We start from the raw sequence: 15,795 nt of genomic DNA on the forward strand, positions 1-15,795 counted from the left end.
GGCCTGACATCGCTCCGACTGTCGCCCGTGGCGCGCTATGCAGTGCAACGTCGAACGGGCTCTTCAGCGGGGTTGAGATTGCTGGCACTCCGTTTGGAACCAATAGTCGACAAGGCGCTGTGCCGCCTGTAGATCGTCCGGGTAGTACGGATCGTCATACCAGGGCGATGGGTCATAGCCGGCTTTCCTCAGCGCAGTGAGTTCGCTATGGTGTTGCGCCATTGTAGGCGGCGCGTTGGTCTTCAGCGCCGCCAGGTCACGGCACTCCGTTGGAGTCAGGTGCCGCCCCGTATACGGCATGCCGCCGGCGGCACACCCAGCGAGCAAAATCGCCAAAGCGGCAAGTATCGGCTGTGTTCCAGACGGCCTTCTCATAGTACGTGTGTGCTTCGCTTCTATCGCGCCAGCCACGGCCACTGGCGTCTAACCGCGACAGGCATCTCCGCGTCAAGCCCTGCGTCCCTTTTTGCCGAGCGTGTGCTTACGCCTCAGCACCGCTCGTCGCTTTGATGCCTTAGGCACACAGCAAGCGTTGTTCCGGTCTCGCTGTCGCAAGGGTAGGCGTCACGTTGGTTTCGGCAAGTCACCAGAGCGCACAATCGGCTAGATTTCGCATCGCGCGGCATCTAACCTTTACCAAATGAAAGATGGACTCCGGCGGACTCGCTATAACGACTTAATTACTAATCCTCGAGTCAGCTAAACGATCAAGGCGTCCTACTGTCGACGATCGCCCGGCGGATCGGCCCTGGCGATCGACTGAAGATAGTACTGGTAGGGGAATGAACCATGGAGAGCTCGACCAAGGTGAATTGGCGCATGGCCGGTGAAGAAGTGGCGAGCTGCAACTGCGCATGGGGCTGTCCATGTCAGTTCAACGCGCTGCCTACCACGGGTCATTGCGAGGCGGTCATCGGTTACGAAATCCGTGCGGGCGAGTACGGCGCCACTCGTCTCGACGGCCTGCGCTTCGCTCAGATCGTGCGTTGGCCCGGCGCGATCCATGAAGGTAACGGCACCCGTCAATGGATCATCGACGAGCAGGCATCTCCCGAGCAGCGGCAAGCGCTGGCGGCCATCCAGAGTGGTGAAGAAGGCGGAACATACTTTGAGATCCTCGCGAGCGTGTGCCCACACACGCTCGAGCCGGCATTCGCCACGATCGAGCTGCAGGTCGATCGCGAACGCCGCACCGGCGCGCTCCGCATTTCCGGGCTCGCCGAGTGCGATATCGAACCGATCAAGAATCCGGTCACCGGCGAGGAACATCGCGCACGCATCGAACTGCCGAACGGCTTCGAGTACAAGAAGGCGGAGATGGCCAGCGTGGCGCGCCTGGAGGTAACGGCACCGGAGCCGCTCGCCATGCGCCACAAGAACACCTACGCTCAGCTCAATGAGTTCGACTGGAGTAATGCCTGAGGCTCCAGTGCGACACCCGAATCCCTGAAATCGCCTGCAGGTGTGCCCCAGCCATCGATGCCCGCATAAGCGACGACGAAGAGAACGCCATGTCGAGGTGTCCTTCCGATCGGCTGGGTCGTATGGGCAATCCTGGCCAAGCGGGAGAGCCCTTTCTGGGCGCTGTTCTCTAGCGGGCGGCCTCGCGATACTGGCGATGCCTTGGCTCGACAGCGTTCCGTAGCCGGAAGCGGCGGCGGCGATATGGCACGAGAACGGGTGCTGTGTCGCGTTCGATAACCAGCGAACAAAAGGAGGCATGCTATGGCCTGGCATATTGTCGGAACTTACTATGCGCCATGCAGTTGCAAGGTGGGATGTCCTTGCGTGCTAGGTGAGTTGGAGGGCGATCAGGTCTGGTGCTCTGGCGGCCAGTGGGTCGACATTGGCAGTGGAGATGTCGACGGCGTCGACGTGAGCGGCGCCAAACTGGCGTGGGTTGCCGATTGGCCGAAAGGTTTCCTCGGCGGTGAGGGCGTTGGACGCATCTACTTCGATTCCTCGGTTTCGGCCGCGCAGCGGGCCGCGCTCGAGCCACTGTTCAAGGGCGAGCGGGGCGGCGTCTATGAAGTAGTCGGGCAACTCGTCAAGGAATGGCTGCCGACCGTGGATGCGCCGATCGACATCCAGAGCAGCCAGGATGAAACGCGAATCACAGTGGGAAAAATCGGCGTGGCGATCGCCAAACCGTTGCGCGGTGCCACTGGCGAGATAACGCGCCTGCTACACGGCGCAGCCGCATTCCGCGATGATATCGGGCTCGCGAACGGCAAAGGCAGTTCCTGGCGTGATCCCGACATGCGGCAATGGGAAAGCCTGGGCCATGCGGAGATTACCGAGTTCGACTGGAGCTCATAACGGCGACCGAACCGAGCCAACCGCATAGTAGCGGCGTTCCTACCGATGCAAAACTGCGGACGCGTCATCATGTGCGCGTCCGCAGTCGTGTTTACGCGTTTCGTGACGGAAACATTACACAGGTATGGTCGGTCATCGACAAGGCGGCAATCGAAGCCGAATTGTGAACGTCATTATTCCATTGCGCCGCTAGCACGCAATGCAACAGAGGCGCGGCCATCTGCTCAATGTCCGACGGCTCGAGCATCGGCTCAGGGACGGGCGCCGTCAAGCAGTGGGGTTGGCAATATATTTTCTTTTTTTATGCGTAACGGTTAATTAAGCTGATTCAGCTTGATGCCGACTTGGCGGACAGCAGCCCTCCCCACAGCCTGCTCCCGGTGCCCAATGAAGACAATTCATGCCCTACTTGTCGCGGCAGTGTTGACCGCGGCGAACGCGTCCCCCTGCCTGGCGCAAACGCAATACACGACCGACTGGGTGGCCAATACGTTCGGAACCGACGCCGCCCATGTCGGCAACGCAGCGCGGTCTATGTGGGTCGCCCCCGAGGGGACGATCTATACGGCGTCGATGTGGGACGAGCGCGAAGGTGGCGTTGCGATCTATCAGGGCGGAGAAAACAAAGGCTCTATCGGGCTTCATAACGAGTTTCAGGGCAGTGCCATTACAGGCAATGCCACTTTTGTCTTCGCCGCGCTGCAATTCAACAGCGCGATCGGCGGTAGCGGATTCGTGGGACGCTTCAACCGCAGCACGCAAACACGCGATCTGGTCATTCCGGTGAGTGCCGATACGTCCGAACAGCGGGCGGATGTCGTCACTGGACTCGCGACTTCGGGCTCGCTCCTTTACGCGAGCGATTTCCCTGGAAACCGCGTTCGGGTCTATACGCTCGATGGAGCGTCGCAGCTCGACATTCCTGTGTCGAGCCCCGGCGCCCTCGCCGTCGATGGGGCAGGCAATCTCTGGGTCGCGCAGAAGGACAGAGGCATGATCAGAAAATTCAGTCCGACCGGTGCGCTCCTCGACACCATCAGGATGGCATCCACGTCCCGACCGTCCGCGCTCTACTACGACGCACCGACTCAAGATCTGTGGGTGGGCGACGAAGGGCCCGACATGAACATCAAGTACTACCACATCACGCACAGGCCAACCCTGGCGGGCACGTTCGGCGTTCGAGGCGGCTACCTCGATACGAGGGACGGCGTCAAAGGCCAGGTTGGCGACAAGCGCTTCACGCGCGTAGTCGGCATCGGCAAAGACTCCACTGGCAATCTATACGTGCTCACTAATCCATGGGGGGGAACCTGGGACCTCGCGCGCCACGGCGGCACCGACCTTCACGCGTTCGACCCATCCGGCAACCCGATATGGAAGCTTCAATCGCTCGGATTCGAAGTGAACGGCGTACCAGGCCCGAGTCCCGACCCTGTCCCGGACGCGATCACCTACGGGCAATATTTCTACTCGAGCAGCAACATCTACACCGGCACGGCCGGAGGCACATTCGTAGCGAACATGGTCGATCCGATTGCTTACCCATCGGATCCCCGCCTCACCAGCACGACGGGCGACCGCGACGAGAACTTCGCGCAGATGGCATTTATCGGCCGCCCTGGCAAACCGCTCAATCGCATTCTCGTGGCATCCGGCCAAAGCCCAGCCCACTTCTTCTTTTATCACTTCAACAAAGCGAACGGTTATATCGCCATACCCGATGGCGCACTCCCGAATACAGGCGCTTTCAACACCTTCAAGACGACAGCGCTGGTCACCGGAGGATTCTGCCTGGACTCCAACGGGGACGTTTGGGCCGGCCTGGATGGCACGAACCAGATCTGGCACTACTCGCTGACCGGCTTCAAAGCTGACGGCACGCCGATTTGGGGAGCAGGCGTTCCGACAGCCGTGCCGACGTCCGTACAACCGTTGACCAGAATCATCTACCTGCCCGAGAGCGATACGATGATCCTCGCGCAAGGTGTGGCCGGTAGCGCGGACTGGTCGCAGATGGGAACGAGGATCGAGGTGTATCACGGCTGGCGAGCAGGCAATACGTCCTCGCCGAATCCAGTCATTAACATCACCCGTGCAACGCCGCGGTCGATCACCGCGTCGGCCAACTATCTCTTCGTCGGATACGTGTACTCGGGGCAATCGGTGCCGAACCGCGACGTGCTCCAAGACATCGATGCGTTCAATCTCACCACGGGCACACTAGACGCCACGCTGAACAACTCGAATCCGAATGCCGTGAGCGTCGGCGGTGACGTCGATTCGATGTACAGCCTCAGGTCCTACTTCAGTGAAGGAACCGGGGAGTATGTGGTGACCAAGGATAATTTCAACGACTCGAGTATCGTCGTCTATCGTTTTCACTTATAACGACGCGCTAACCGCGGGGTATCGACGTCCCGTCAGGGTGCCCCGCCACACTGCCACTCGACGACCGTTCGCGCTCTCTCAATCGGCCTCGGAACCAGAAGGTCCAGAGCATCAGACCGCCATAGATCGAGTAACTGACAAATGGCAACACGACGAGACAGCGCTCGACGGGCCACTGCCATGCTAGCCAGCAGCGCAACAAAGCCTCTGCAGTGAGCCCCGCGCCCCACACCAGCGTCATCAGGCGGATCGACGCGCGAAGGGGAGGACGTTCGCACCAGAGTGTCTCGAAGCGTGCTGCGCCGCTTCCGTTCTCGCGAGCGACGGTGGCGCGAGCGAGATAGAAAGTGAGAGGCCGATCGAGGAGGAGCGAGAGCAGGAAGACGACGCCGATCACGCCTGAAACGAGCGATTCACGAACGAGAAGGATCCGCGGACTCCCCCCGAGCGCCATCATCGCGATAGACAGCGCAATCCCCACCAAGACGAGGACGCTAAGCGCGTCGACGCGCCTGGATCTTGCAAATCCTGCGAGGCTCCAGACGAGCGGCGGCACCGCCGATGCATAGAGAGCGCCGGTGCGGCCGACATAAGGCAGCGCCAGGCGATACATTAGCCAGGGCAGCAAGAGATTGACGGCAAGTTCGAGCGCTAAGCCGGCAGCCTTGATTTTCATGACGAGCGGGGAACGGTTCGTTGCGTCCTTCACAACAGGGACGAAGTCAACCGAAGTATAGAAGATCGCGCACTCGCCGGCCTTTGGTCTCTCTTGAAACCCGTCGCCATCCGAATGGCTTGCCTCCTCTTATCCGTCAGTCGTGCGCGTGAGCGCCTCCCACGTCTCGATCTCACCAGCGAGCGCCGAGAGCTTTTCCCGTACGAGTGCGAGAGCGTCGCTCCCGAGGAGTAGGTGCGGCGGCGGCGCCTCACTGTCGATGACAGCCAGCATCGCGCGCGCGGCTTTTACCGGATCGCCCAACTGCCTGCCGCTCTTTTCCTCGCGGGCCTTGCGGATAGGATCGAAGATCGCGTCATAGTCGGGAATGGAGCGAGGCGTGCGCGTCATCGATCGGCCCGCCCAATCGGTGCGGAATGAACCGGGCGCAACCGCGGTAACAGCGATGCCGAACGGTTCGACCTCCTTGCCGAGCGCCTCGGAGATGCCTTCGAGCGCGAACTTGCTGCCGCAATAGTAGGCGATGCCCGGCATCGTGATGAAGCCACCCATGGAAGTGATGTTGAGTATGTGCCCGCGCCGGCGTGCTCGCATGTAAGGCAACACGGCCTTCATCACGGCGACCGCTCCAAATACGTTGACGTCGAACTGCCGCCGCATTTCCGCGAGCGGGGACTCCTCCATTACTCCCTCATGGCCATATCCGGCGTTATTGACGACGACATCCAGTGGACCGACCGACGCCTCGATTTCGGCGACGACGCGATCGATGGCATCGAAGTCTGTCACATCGAGCAGGCGACCCACGGCCTTGGCCGGATCGAGTGCTTCGAAGTCCTTCTTGGCGTCTTCGCTGCGGACCGTGCCGACCACACGATGGCCATCGGCGAGCGCTTCACGGGCCAGCGCTCGGCCAAAGCCGCTGCTGACGCCGGTGATGAGCAGAATTTTGGGGGATGGCATGCGAGTCACTCCAGAGCAATCAAGGAAGTTTGCATAGTATTCTTTCAGCCGGAGTGTTTTTACGTCGAATATTCTGTTCGTATTGCCTATTCCTATGAGACGAGCCAGCACGCGATGAAAAAGAGGACCCACGACTCGAACTCGTCCTCGAGTGACCGGCAGCGCATGGTGGAGCTGCTTCGGAAGCTGGCACCCGACGAGGGATACAACCTCACCGCGGTGCCCGACGTGCGCATCCTCCGCTCGGACCACGCGTTGTCGCGCACGCCGGTGCTCTACGATCCCGGCATTGTGATCGTCTGTCAGGGAAGCAAACGGGGCTATTTCGGCGACCAGCTCTATCTGTACGACGAGCAGCACTATCTGGCAGTCGCTGTACCGGTGCCCTTCACAATGGAAACCGACGCGACGCCGGACCGCCCACTCCTGGCCATCTACATGCATCTGAACTTTCAGGCGGCCGCGGAGTTGATGATCGAGCTGGATCGCCATGACATCTCCGTGCGAACGGACCAGCCGCAGAGCATGATGTCGAGTCCGATGGATTCCGCACTGCGTACGTCCGTGTTGCGCTTCCTGGAAGCGATGAATCACCCTCTCGACGCCGCGATTCTCGGGCCTGCGCTCGTGCGCGAGTTATATTTCCGCGTGTTGACGGGCGCGCAAGGCCATGCGATGCGCGCGGCCTTGGCGATGCAAGGACAGTTCGGCAAGATCGGCAAGGCGCTGCGCCGGATTCACGCCGGTTACGCAGAGCCACTCGATCTCTCACAGTTGGCCGAAGAGGCGGGCATGAGCGTGCCTACATTTCACGCCCACTTCAAGGCGATTACGCGGACATCGCCAATGCAGTATGTGAAGTCCATACGACTCCACCAAGCGCGTTTGCTGATGGTGCGTCAGGACATGACTGCGGAGGCAGCCTGCCATGCAGTAGGCTATGCGAGCGCGTCGCAATTCAATCGTGAATTCAAGCGGCTTTTTGGCCTGCCGCCGGCGGCGGAGACGAAACGGATGCAGGAGAGTTTTGCGATACCTCCAGCGCATGGAAGCCCGGATTACGTCTCGTCGCATTGAAGGCGGCCAGCCCCTCGTGCGAGAGCTGCTTCCACGAGCGCACGCCGTACCCGATCGGATACCAAATGGCAGGCGGAACATTTTCCGAGAGATCGGGTACGAGCGAACTAAGTCGCTCACCAACCTAGCGAGTCGGATAGACGTCTGATTGCCTGATCCAACCCGAGACCGGCTTGCCATTGCCGACGAAATCGACCTGCAGCCACCCTGGCTGAGTGGCGCGCACGCCAACGCCGTCGCCTTTTACGACATATCCCTTGCGATGGACGGCGCTGGCCGGCGTATCGAAGAAATAGGCTCTGTCGCGCTTCACGACGGCGACGGCGATCCATGGGTATGCGGCATCAAGTGTGAAATCGGCCGGTTGGCTTGCGTCGGCGAAATGCTCCACGTTCCAACAGCCGCCGTGCTCGGATGGCAGTCGGACCTGAAACTCTCCGCGTGTACCCAGTACCAGTTGACCTTTGATTAAATCCTCGGTCGGGGCTTCCGGAAAATAGGTCGAAATTGGGGCTTCCGAACCCCGCAATTTGCCGGTCAGGTAGAAGATGCAGCTAAACTGCCCTTCGCCGGTTTGTTCGCTGAAGTAGCCGGTGACGACGCCTGTGGCCCGGTCGAAACCGATTAGCATGCCGCCATCGTACGAGCCACTGACGATCTCGACGTCCGCTGCGCGGGCTGAGAACGGTATGAGCAGCAGGAGCAGACCTAATGCGGCGATCTCGAAGCGCATGAGAAATGAATACCGGATGCGGGCAAGCGCAGCCAAGCGCCTCGTAGCTGCGCGGGCGACATTCAGCCAAGGCTCCGGGCGGATGATCACGTCTTGTCCTTGAAGCTGCACCGGCGATTCGTCAACTCTGAGCGTCCGCATGAAACTCCGTGTGGTCATTTTTGGCCCCTCGATCGACTACTGTCCTGTGATTTCGATGGCGACATTCGCAAGCAGCGGCGAGCAAGTTAATTAGTATGCGGTGGGATGCGCGCATTCGGCAATAATGAAGCCCATTGCGGGCCGCATGATGCTTATAGTCTGGGGCTCCAAGCGATCAGCGCGATTGACCGGACGGCGAAGGCGTGCTCGATGTCATGGCGAGAAACGGTGGATACCTCAATGCATCGAAAATTTTCATCGCTGCAGACGATCCAAATGGACGCGATCGGCGCGCGACTTGCCGGCACCGCTCCACCGGCCGACCTTCCGAAGGCATATTTCATTGCTTGGGTGTTCGCCGCACTCCTGATGACAGCATGCGCATCCCCGGTATTTCGCCCACCCGCGGCTTTCACGCACAAGCCTGAAAACGTCGCTAATACCAGAGATGCCTCTCTCATCGAGCAGCCGCTCGATTCCTCGAACTCTCCCATGCAACTGGACAACGCCCCCAAGGGCATGGCTGGTCGAATCCGGTTCAACGCTGCTCCAATGGGGTGGAGCAGCTGGAACAGGTATGGCGGGGAAGTCAATCAGAGTCTAGTCAAGGCAATCGCCGATGCGATGGTCTCGAACGGAATGAAAGACGCCGGCTACCAGTATGTGAACATCGACGACGGCTGGATGAAAGGCCGCGATCCGCAGGGCAACATTCAGGCTGATCCGCGGAAGTTTCCGGATGGAATGAAGGCCCTCGCCGATTACATTCACGCCAAGGGCCTGAAGCTCGGCATTTACCTTGCCAATTACACGGTCACCTGTATCGGCCGTGGTGGCGGTGGCGTATTGTACACGGGCAGTTTGGGGCATGAGGCTCAGGACGTAAGAACCGTTACGTCGTGGGGCGTCGATCTGATCAAATACGACGACTGTGATGGCACTTCGGGAAGTTTCGACGCGATTCGTAACGCCCTCGACTCCTTCGCGCGCGATTCCGGCAAGACGGTCTATCTCAGCGTCCCCTACGTTACCCGACTTGATCAATTCATCCACACACCTGATAGCTGGGCCGCAATGGACATTGGCGATTCCGCGCGCATCGCTTCTGATGTGCGGGCGAATTGGGCCAGCATCCGACACAACATCGACATCGCCCGAGTTCTGGCGCCGGCGTATGTCGAGCCCGGTTTTGTCATCGATATGGATTCGCTCGAAATCGGCAACGGCTCTCTCACGCCCGCCGAGGCACAAACCCATATGTCGATCTGGGCCATGATGTCGGCGCCGCTCATCGCCGGGAATGACCTGACGCTCGATAACGGAGCGCTCGGACTACTTACCAATCGAGAGGTGATTGCAATCGATCAGGACCCTTTGCATTTCGCCGCATCCGAAATTGCGTTGAGGCCTGGCCCCCAAGGCGACACACACGTACTGGCGAAACCGCTAAGCCGCACCGGCTCTCGTGCTGTCGCGCTCCTGAACGAGGGCGATATCGAGGCCAGAATCAAAGTGAAATTCGCCGATCTAGGCCTCGCGAAAAGTCCCGCCTCCGTCCGGGATGTCTGGGCACACAAAGACCTGGGCGTCTTCTCGTCTTCCTATGAGGCGACGGTTGCGCCGCACGGAACGAGTCTGCTGGTGATCCAGGGACAAGAGCCGGCGTTGTCTGGCTCGGTACGCCTTGGTGCGCTCCACTGGGCGTATGCGGCGTTCAACCGGATCGACACTTCACCCTACACGTCGAACATCGCGCTCGACGCTGCGCCACCGCCCTCACGCGCGACCGTTTATTCTGCGCCCGTCTCCACGGATGCCGTCGTCGCAAACGATCTGCATGCGCCACCCTTATCGGGTCCGCTAAAAATCGCCGGCGCCAGTTACGCGGAAGGCTTCGGCATACTCGGCGCTCCCGCGCAAATTGCTTACCACCTCGACAGGCGATGCTCGAAATTCACGGCCAAGACCGGAGTCGACGACAGCGGCCCCGTGCCTGGCGCGGTAAGCTTTCAGGTCTGGGGAGATGGCGAGATGTTATTTGACAGCGGTATCATGCAACAGGGCTCGCCAGCACAAAGCGTCTCCGTTGACGTAAGCAATGTGGGAATGCTGCGCCTGATCGTCCTCGGCCGCACGGGCGGACAGATTCAGAACCAGACCGGTCGTTCGGGAGGGCAAAGTGCATTTGATACGGCGGACTGGGCATCACCACGGCTGCTCTGTCGGTGACTTTGGCCAGTGCTCCCGCTTGGCCTGCTTGCCGTCGATCAGCGCTATTTGCGCTCAGCGTTGTGCATACGTCGTAAAGAGGGAGATCCGATGGTGCCACTCCGGCTCAGCTGATTATGACCAGCTCTTCATTTAGGCCGACCCGTCGCGAATGGCTCGTCCTCGTTCTAATCGTCGTATTCGCGCCCCTTGCCCTGCTTGGAATGCTGTCATTCCCCAACGAATATGAGGCGATGGGATCAGGCGGAATCGATTGCGACGGTCCGGTCCAGGTACTGATGTGTAGCGTTCCCGCCCTGATCGTTTATTTGGTCGGCCTGGCTTGCTTCATAGGCAAAGCATGGCGGTATCGGCAGGCGACGAATGTCGTAGCAGCCACCGTCTGCGTGGTCGTCTGCGCTGCGCTCATGATCAATGTCGCACTCGCTTGCAGGTACTATTTCAACTCTGAATATCAATCGGTCTGTGAGGCGCCGGTCGCTGATTGAGCAATGCATACAGGCATGGGCGGAAATGAACCAGCTTTATGTCGGAATCGTTCACGCAGAGCCAGCTGCGCAGGCGTTATAGTGCGGCCATCTCACACTTCCCAACGATTCGTGCATATGTTCTCCGCGGCAATCTTCGACATGGACGGGCTACTGATCGATTCGGAACGAACGATCATGAACACCTGGATAGCCGCCGGACGTGAACTCGGGATTCATATCCTCCCCGTCGACTATGTTCAGATCATTGGGAGGTCGTTACCTGAGTGCCACGCGATGCTGGCCACGATGTTCGGCTCGGAGGCGGCATTTCAGGAAGCGCTGAAGTTCGTTCGGCAGCGGTTACAGTCTCCGACGAATCCTCCGGTGTTTCCGCTCAAGTCGGGAGCGCATGGCCTACTGACTGCGTTGGTCAATGCCGGCGTGCCATGTGCCGTTGCTTCGTCTTCGAGCGCACAGGAGATCAAGTCTCGGCTTGGACGAGTCGGGGTGCTCGATTTGTTCGACGCGATCGCAGGGGGCGATGAAGTCGCCCGGGGGAAGCCGGATCCGGCCGTCTACGAGCTCGCGGCTTCCCGGCTAAAGAAATCGCCGAGCGAGTGCCTTGCATTCGAAGACAGCGAGAACGGCGTGCGCGCCGCGCATCGCGCCGGGATCCAGGTCGTGACCGTGCCGGATTTGAAAGAGCCGTCGGAGGACGTCATCGGCGTTAGCCTGACGATGCTCGAGACACTCAATCACGCGATGGAGCACGTTGCCGCGTGGTTCGGAGTGGAGACGCTTCCTGCGTGAACCGACCGGGGAGCCTTTACCGGCATCGGCCGCCTCACCGCATATTTCCCGTATGCCCGAGCGAATACCGCCCCGGCTGCGGCCACACCGTAAGCCCATGCGGCTCCATTCCCACGCGGATCGACCTCATCGTGCCCGTCGCCGTATCGATCGCATAGACGACATCGTCGAAACGCCCGGACAGCCAAAGCGTCTTCCCATCGACGCTGACGTTACCCATATCCGGGCTTCCACCGCCGGGTACCGGCCAGTTCGCCACGACCTTGCGCGTCGCGAAATCGATGACGGACACGCTACCGGGCCCATGCCGGGGCCCGTGCACGAGGTTCGAGCCGCGATTGGCCACATAGAGCTTCGTGCCATCGCGGCTCGGATAAAGACCATGGGTGCCGACGCCCGTCTTGATGAAGCCGATCGCCTTGAAACTGTCACCGGCCACCACGTGCACGCCATCGGCCATCATGTCCGCGACATAAAACAGCTTGCCGTCGGGCGATACGCGCACGTCCTGCGGCATGCTCTTCTTGCCGAACGTCAGATAGCCCACAACGCGGCGTGCCGTCATGTCGATCTTCGCCAGCCCGCCGCCAAACTCGCAGGTAAAGATCGCGTATTTGCCGTCGATCGAAATGTCAGCGTGATTGATGCCCTTGCACTGCGGTACGTCGAGACTCGAGCGCAGCGCCATCGTGTGCGGGTCGCGGAAGTCGAGCCGCGCATGCGCTTCGGCCACGACGATCGCCTCCTTGCCGTCGGGCGTGAAATACATGTTGTACGGATCGTCGACGAGTATTTCCTTGCCCGGTTTCCCTGTCTTCGGATCGATCGGCGTGAGCGAGCCGTCGGTCCGTCCTTCGGCATTGTTCGTGACCCACAGCGTTTGCAGGTCCCATGAAGGCACGATGTGCTGCGGACTGCGTCCGACCTTGAATTTGTCGACGACCTTGAAGGTCGCCGGGTCAATCACGTAGACATCGTCGGAACGCAGGTTCGGCACGTAGACGCGCGGCAACGCGCCCGCGACAGCGCGAGAGAGATGCGTGGCGCCGGCCTCGCTATAGAGGTTCGAAGCATCGATGACGGCTGGCATGCCTGCAACCGTTGCGATGCCTGAGGCGACAGCGGCGCGCGAGCAGTCGATCAACAATGCGGCAATGCCCAGGAAAACCGTGAAGACGACGCGCAGCGCGTTTCGATTGATTGGACGCATAACGGGATCCGTTGTCGAATGTGGAAACGAAAGATCGCAAACGAAAAGCCGAAGCAAAAAGCCGCGAGCCGGCACAGCAATGCTAGACAGCATCGATCCGGTTGATCGTTACTTGACGCCCGTATCCCTCCTGATCGCTTCGATCGTCCGGGCAACGATCGCATCGGTCCCGAGCCGTCCGATGTCCGCGTTGGCGCGCCGCGGATCGCCGCCATAGACGCCCTCCGCCGGGCCGGGCTTCGGCGCGTCGTGCAACTGGTTCAGCCGCACCATCTGCGGCGCGACGGCAAGCAACAACGCCGTATCGGCGAGCCCGGCGTGCGTTCCGATCTCGTCATCGCGGTAGCCGTGCTGCCGCAGGATTTGCGCATAGCCGTCGGAGCTCGTCCCGTAGTATTCGGGCGGCGCCAGCGCATGCGCCTGGCCGGCCCACGTCCGGTTCAATTGCACGACCGCATGCTTGATGTCGTTCTGATAGCCACCGTGATCGCCGAGAAACACGACGTATTTGAACCCGTGCACCTTGAAGCTGTTGGCCGCCGATTCGAGCGTTTTCTCGAAGACGTCGTCAGGGATCGTAATCGTGCCGGGAAAGCGCATATGCGAAGTCGGCGGCGCGACGCTCCCTTCGGGGACGTATGCGATCACCGGTGCAACGAGCGCATTCCCGAGCCCTTGCGCGATCCGCGCGGCGAGCACCTTCACACGTGCGTTGTGCTTCCCGAGTGCCACATAGGGGCCGCTTTGCTCCGTGCCGCCGATCGGAACGATGATCGTCGACTTGCCCGCCTTCACGGCGTCGCGCAACTCGGTCCACGTGAAGTCTTCGAGTTGCACACTGTCGGGTGGCTGCGCCGAGACGATCCGGCACGCAAGCAGCGATACCAGCACGATGAAAGCGTTTCGTAGGGAGATGCGCATGGTGGTGACGAAGCCTCCTCGCAGACAGACACCCGGACCGGGCACATCGGCGATTATCGCCAATTACGTAACGGTGATTTCTTCGAATAGGAGTTAACCCTTAATGCTTGCCTCGATAGACTGCTCGTATGGGTTGCAGGCGAGAAAGAAAGGCCGATGCAACCGATCCGCTCAAAGACTTCGGAGGTAAGAAACATGAAATCGCTCGTCAAGGCCGCGGTGATCGCGTCGGTGCTCGCCGTTCCCGCCCTCTCGTTCGCGCAAGCGGAGGCTCCGCTGACACGCGCGCAAGTGCAGGCAGACCTCGTGCAATTCAAGCAGAGCGCGCCTCGCAGCGCATTCGGCCGCGATCCGTACTACCCCATTTCCACGCAAGCCGCCGGAACGCGTATTGCGGCGGCGAACGGCAGCTCGGTCGCGATCGGCGGTGAATCGAACGGCACTTCGGCATCGGGCAGTCGGTCGACGGCCGCGCCTGGCGCGAAGTCGCTCTACTTCGGCGAATAAGCTCCAAGCCATCGAGAGAGCATCGAGAGAACACCTACCGCGCTCCAACGACGCACTCATTAAAACGTCGCCGAAGAAACGTCGCCGAAATGTCGTCGGGGGACAGAGGGTCGGCACGCTGAACGAAGCTGGCTGGTCGTCGCCGAAAGCGGCGACCAGCCTGTGTCGCGTCGGTACCTCCGCCGCCGGAAAACCGGCGGTTTCGCCTAGCCGCGAAAGAACGGCTAGGCGCTTTTTCGTTGTGTACCTCAACGCCCATGTACGGGATTGCAGCGAAGCGGCGCAACTAGCGGCATAATTCGCGGGTGCGGCCACGTTCCGCCTCGCCTTGCCAGGAAACAGCCGATGCTTCACGATCTCGTCGCGCGTTACGGTGCCGCGCTAGTATTCGCCAACGCCCTCGCCGCGTCGCTGGGTTTGCCCGTGCCCGCCATGCCGACGCTCGTCGTCTTCGGCGCGTTCGCCGCGCTTCATCCGCTTGCGATCGGCAGCCAGCTCGCCACAGTGCTGATCCTGACAGTCTGCGCCACGCTCATCGGTGACTCGGTATGGTTCTTTGCCGGTCGCATCTATGGCGGCGCCACGCTGAAACAGCTATGCAGGCTGTCCCTTTCGCGCGACTCGTGCGTCAAGAAGACCGAGCGGTTCTTCGGACGTTGGGGGGTGCGCGTGCTCACCGTGGCGAAACTGGTGCCCGGTCTTTCGATCGTCTCCGTGCCGATGGCGGGTGCAATGGGCACGCGCTATCGCACCTTCCTCGCACACGACGGGATCGGCGCGGCAATATGGGCGGCCCTGGGTCTCGTGATCGGCGTGCTGCTCGCGCCAGAAATCGACGTGCTGCTGGAGGGAGCGAGCCGTCTCGGCCGTTTTACGGCGCTCATCGTCGCCGTGCTGGCCGTGCTTTACGCCGGATTTCGCTGGATGCGCCGCCGCGCCCTGCTGCGTCAGCTCGCGGCGGCACGCATCGACGTGGACGAGCTCTATCGCTTGATCGACGGCGAGGAGCCCCCTGTCATTTTCGACATCCGCTCGGACGAAAAGCGCCAGCTCGATCCGTACGTCATCCCGGGAGCGCGCTTTGCCGATGAGCGCGATCTCGACAGTATCCTCGCAGCGTATCGCCGCAATCAGAAGGTCGTGATTTACTGCTCGTGCCCTAACGAAGTCTCGGCGGCATGGATGGCCAAGCAATTGATGAATAGCGGCTTCAGCGATGTGTTGCCGCTGCGCGGAGGCATCGACGCGTGGCGCGATGCGGGCTATACGGTCGCGTCGCTTTCTGTGGAGCCGGGCCCCGCCGCCAACGATTCCACGGTGAGCCCGGACCCGAAGATCGTCTGAGCGC

At 60.8% G+C, this 15,795-nt stretch carries 15 protein-coding genes; 9 read left to right on the forward strand and 6 right to left on the reverse strand.

Features of this window, described 5'->3' with window-relative positions:
- Positions 1–63: 63 nt before the first annotated feature.
- The gene (locus C9I57_RS01680) at positions 64–375 is read right to left on the reverse strand and encodes a DUF4148 domain-containing protein (RefSeq protein ID WP_020566564.1); all 312 of its coding nucleotides are present in this window, start codon (positions 373–375) and stop codon (positions 64–66) included.
- Positions 376–789: 414 nt separating this feature from the next.
- On the opposite strand from C9I57_RS01680, the gene C9I57_RS01685 reads away from it, so the two are divergent.
- The 3 genes from C9I57_RS01685 to C9I57_RS01700 all read left to right on the forward strand — a co-directional run bounded on the left by C9I57_RS01685 (position 790) and on the right by C9I57_RS01700 (position 4,710).
- Complete coding sequence (locus C9I57_RS01685; protein WP_107148903.1) at positions 790–1,422, forward strand: DUF1326 domain-containing protein; 633 nt, start codon at positions 790–792, stop codon at positions 1,420–1,422.
- A gap of 303 nt (positions 1,423–1,725) precedes the next feature.
- On the forward strand, positions 1,726–2,319 hold the full coding sequence (locus C9I57_RS01690) for a DUF1326 domain-containing protein (protein WP_107148904.1): 594 nt from the start codon (positions 1,726–1,728) through the stop codon (positions 2,317–2,319).
- Positions 2,320–2,706: 387 nt separating this feature from the next.
- Entirely contained in the window at positions 2,707–4,710 is a 2,004-nt protein-coding gene (locus C9I57_RS01700) for an SMP-30/gluconolactonase/LRE family protein (RefSeq protein WP_181321688.1), read from the forward strand.
- A gap of 7 nt (positions 4,711–4,717) precedes the next feature.
- Here the strand turns inward: C9I57_RS01700 and C9I57_RS01705 are convergent, their stop codons facing one another.
- Positions 4,718–5,386, reverse strand: a complete 669-nt coding sequence (locus C9I57_RS01705) for a VC0807 family protein (protein WP_107148905.1) — start codon at positions 5,384–5,386, stop codon at positions 4,718–4,720.
- A gap of 129 nt (positions 5,387–5,515) precedes the next feature.
- Positions 5,516–6,349 (reverse strand): oxidoreductase, encoded by an 834-nt coding sequence (locus C9I57_RS01710; RefSeq protein ID WP_107148906.1) that lies wholly within the window; start codon positions 6,347–6,349, stop codon positions 5,516–5,518.
- A gap of 165 nt (positions 6,350–6,514) precedes the next feature.
- Here C9I57_RS01710 and C9I57_RS01715 point away from each other — a divergent pair, with 165 nt between their 5' ends.
- Positions 6,515–7,426 carry an AraC family transcriptional regulator gene (locus C9I57_RS01715; protein ID WP_107148907.1) on the forward strand — a complete coding sequence of 304 codons (912 nt, stop codon included), beginning with the start codon at positions 6,515–6,517 and terminating at the stop codon, positions 7,424–7,426.
- Positions 7,427–7,550: 124 nt separating this feature from the next.
- Here the strand turns inward: C9I57_RS01715 and C9I57_RS01720 are convergent, their stop codons facing one another.
- Positions 7,551–8,300, reverse strand: a complete 750-nt coding sequence (locus C9I57_RS01720; protein WP_107148908.1) for a hypothetical protein — start codon at positions 8,298–8,300, stop codon at positions 7,551–7,553.
- Positions 8,301–8,510: 210 nt separating this feature from the next.
- Here C9I57_RS01720 and C9I57_RS01725 point away from each other — a divergent pair, with 210 nt between their 5' ends.
- The 3 genes from C9I57_RS01725 to C9I57_RS01735 all read left to right on the forward strand — a co-directional run bounded on the left by C9I57_RS01725 (position 8,511) and on the right by C9I57_RS01735 (position 11,809).
- Positions 8,511–10,529, forward strand: a complete 2,019-nt coding sequence (locus tag C9I57_RS01725) for an NPCBM/NEW2 domain-containing protein (RefSeq protein ID WP_181321689.1) — start codon at positions 8,511–8,513, stop codon at positions 10,527–10,529.
- A gap of 116 nt (positions 10,530–10,645) precedes the next feature.
- Entirely contained in the window at positions 10,646–11,017 is a 372-nt protein-coding gene (locus tag C9I57_RS01730; RefSeq protein ID WP_146166157.1) for a hypothetical protein, read from the forward strand.
- 117 nt (positions 11,018–11,134) lie between these two features.
- Positions 11,135–11,809, forward strand: a complete 675-nt coding sequence (locus C9I57_RS01735) for an HAD family hydrolase (RefSeq protein WP_107148911.1) — start codon at positions 11,135–11,137, stop codon at positions 11,807–11,809.
- 34 nt (positions 11,810–11,843) lie between these two features.
- Here C9I57_RS01735 and C9I57_RS01740 read toward each other — a convergent pair whose 3' ends face one another.
- Together C9I57_RS01740 and C9I57_RS01745 are read right to left on the reverse strand one after the other, a co-directional pair.
- Complete coding sequence (locus tag C9I57_RS01740; protein WP_107149240.1) at positions 11,844–13,019, reverse strand: YncE family protein; 1,176 nt, start codon at positions 13,017–13,019, stop codon at positions 11,844–11,846.
- Positions 13,020–13,127: 108 nt separating this feature from the next.
- Positions 13,128–13,940 carry a creatininase family protein gene (locus tag C9I57_RS01745; RefSeq protein WP_107149241.1) on the reverse strand — a complete coding sequence of 271 codons (813 nt, stop codon included), beginning with the start codon at positions 13,938–13,940 and terminating at the stop codon, positions 13,128–13,130.
- 195 nt (positions 13,941–14,135) lie between these two features.
- Between C9I57_RS01745 and C9I57_RS01750 the strand changes: the two genes are divergently transcribed.
- Positions 14,136–14,447 carry a DUF4148 domain-containing protein gene (locus tag C9I57_RS01750; protein WP_107148912.1) on the forward strand — a complete coding sequence of 104 codons (312 nt, stop codon included), beginning with the start codon at positions 14,136–14,138 and terminating at the stop codon, positions 14,445–14,447.
- A gap of 345 nt (positions 14,448–14,792) precedes the next feature.
- Positions 14,793–15,791, forward strand: coding sequence for a DedA family protein/thiosulfate sulfurtransferase GlpE (locus C9I57_RS01755; RefSeq protein ID WP_107148913.1), 999 nt, complete (start codon positions 14,793–14,795; stop codon positions 15,789–15,791).
- Positions 15,792–15,795 lie beyond the last annotated feature (4 nt).

It is taken from the genome of Trinickia symbiotica, assembly GCF_003028655.1.
GTDB classification, from domain to species: domain Bacteria; phylum Pseudomonadota; class Gammaproteobacteria; order Burkholderiales; family Burkholderiaceae; genus Trinickia; species Trinickia symbiotica_A.

What these genes read in the sequence shown, in the direction of transcription:
- C9I57_RS01720 (WP_107148908.1), bottom strand. Translation starts at nt 8,300, where the DNA reads ATGCGGACGCTCAGAGTTGACGAATCGCCGGTGCAGCTTCAAGGACAA.
- C9I57_RS01745 (WP_107149241.1), bottom strand. Translation starts at nt 13,940, where the DNA reads ATGCGCATCTCCCTACGAAACGCTTTCATCGTGCTGGTATCGCTGCTT.
- C9I57_RS01700 (WP_181321688.1), top strand. Translation starts at nt 2,707, where the DNA reads ATGAAGACAATTCATGCCCTACTTGTCGCGGCAGTGTTGACCGCGGCG.
- C9I57_RS01680 (WP_020566564.1), bottom strand. Translation starts at nt 375, where the DNA reads ATGAGAAGGCCGTCTGGAACACAGCCGATACTTGCCGCTTTGGCGATT.
- C9I57_RS01685 (WP_107148903.1), top strand. Translation starts at nt 790, where the DNA reads ATGGAGAGCTCGACCAAGGTGAATTGGCGCATGGCCGGTGAAGAAGTG.
- C9I57_RS01715 (WP_107148907.1), top strand. Translation starts at nt 6,515, where the DNA reads ATGGTGGAGCTGCTTCGGAAGCTGGCACCCGACGAGGGATACAACCTC.
- C9I57_RS01740 (WP_107149240.1), bottom strand. Translation starts at nt 13,019, where the DNA reads ATGCGTCCAATCAATCGAAACGCGCTGCGCGTCGTCTTCACGGTTTTC.
- C9I57_RS01725 (WP_181321689.1), top strand. Translation starts at nt 8,511, where the DNA reads ATGTCATGGCGAGAAACGGTGGATACCTCAATGCATCGAAAATTTTCA.
- C9I57_RS01730 (WP_146166157.1), top strand. Translation starts at nt 10,646, where the DNA reads ATGACCAGCTCTTCATTTAGGCCGACCCGTCGCGAATGGCTCGTCCTC.
- C9I57_RS01710 (WP_107148906.1), bottom strand. Translation starts at nt 6,349, where the DNA reads ATGCCATCCCCCAAAATTCTGCTCATCACCGGCGTCAGCAGCGGCTTT.
- C9I57_RS01750 (WP_107148912.1), top strand. Translation starts at nt 14,136, where the DNA reads ATGAAATCGCTCGTCAAGGCCGCGGTGATCGCGTCGGTGCTCGCCGTT.
- C9I57_RS01755 (WP_107148913.1), top strand. Translation starts at nt 14,793, where the DNA reads ATGCTTCACGATCTCGTCGCGCGTTACGGTGCCGCGCTAGTATTCGCC.
- C9I57_RS01690 (WP_107148904.1), top strand. Translation starts at nt 1,726, where the DNA reads ATGGCCTGGCATATTGTCGGAACTTACTATGCGCCATGCAGTTGCAAG.
- C9I57_RS01705 (WP_107148905.1), bottom strand. Translation starts at nt 5,386, where the DNA reads ATGAAAATCAAGGCTGCCGGCTTAGCGCTCGAACTTGCCGTCAATCTC.
- C9I57_RS01735 (WP_107148911.1), top strand. Translation starts at nt 11,135, where the DNA reads ATGTTCTCCGCGGCAATCTTCGACATGGACGGGCTACTGATCGATTCG.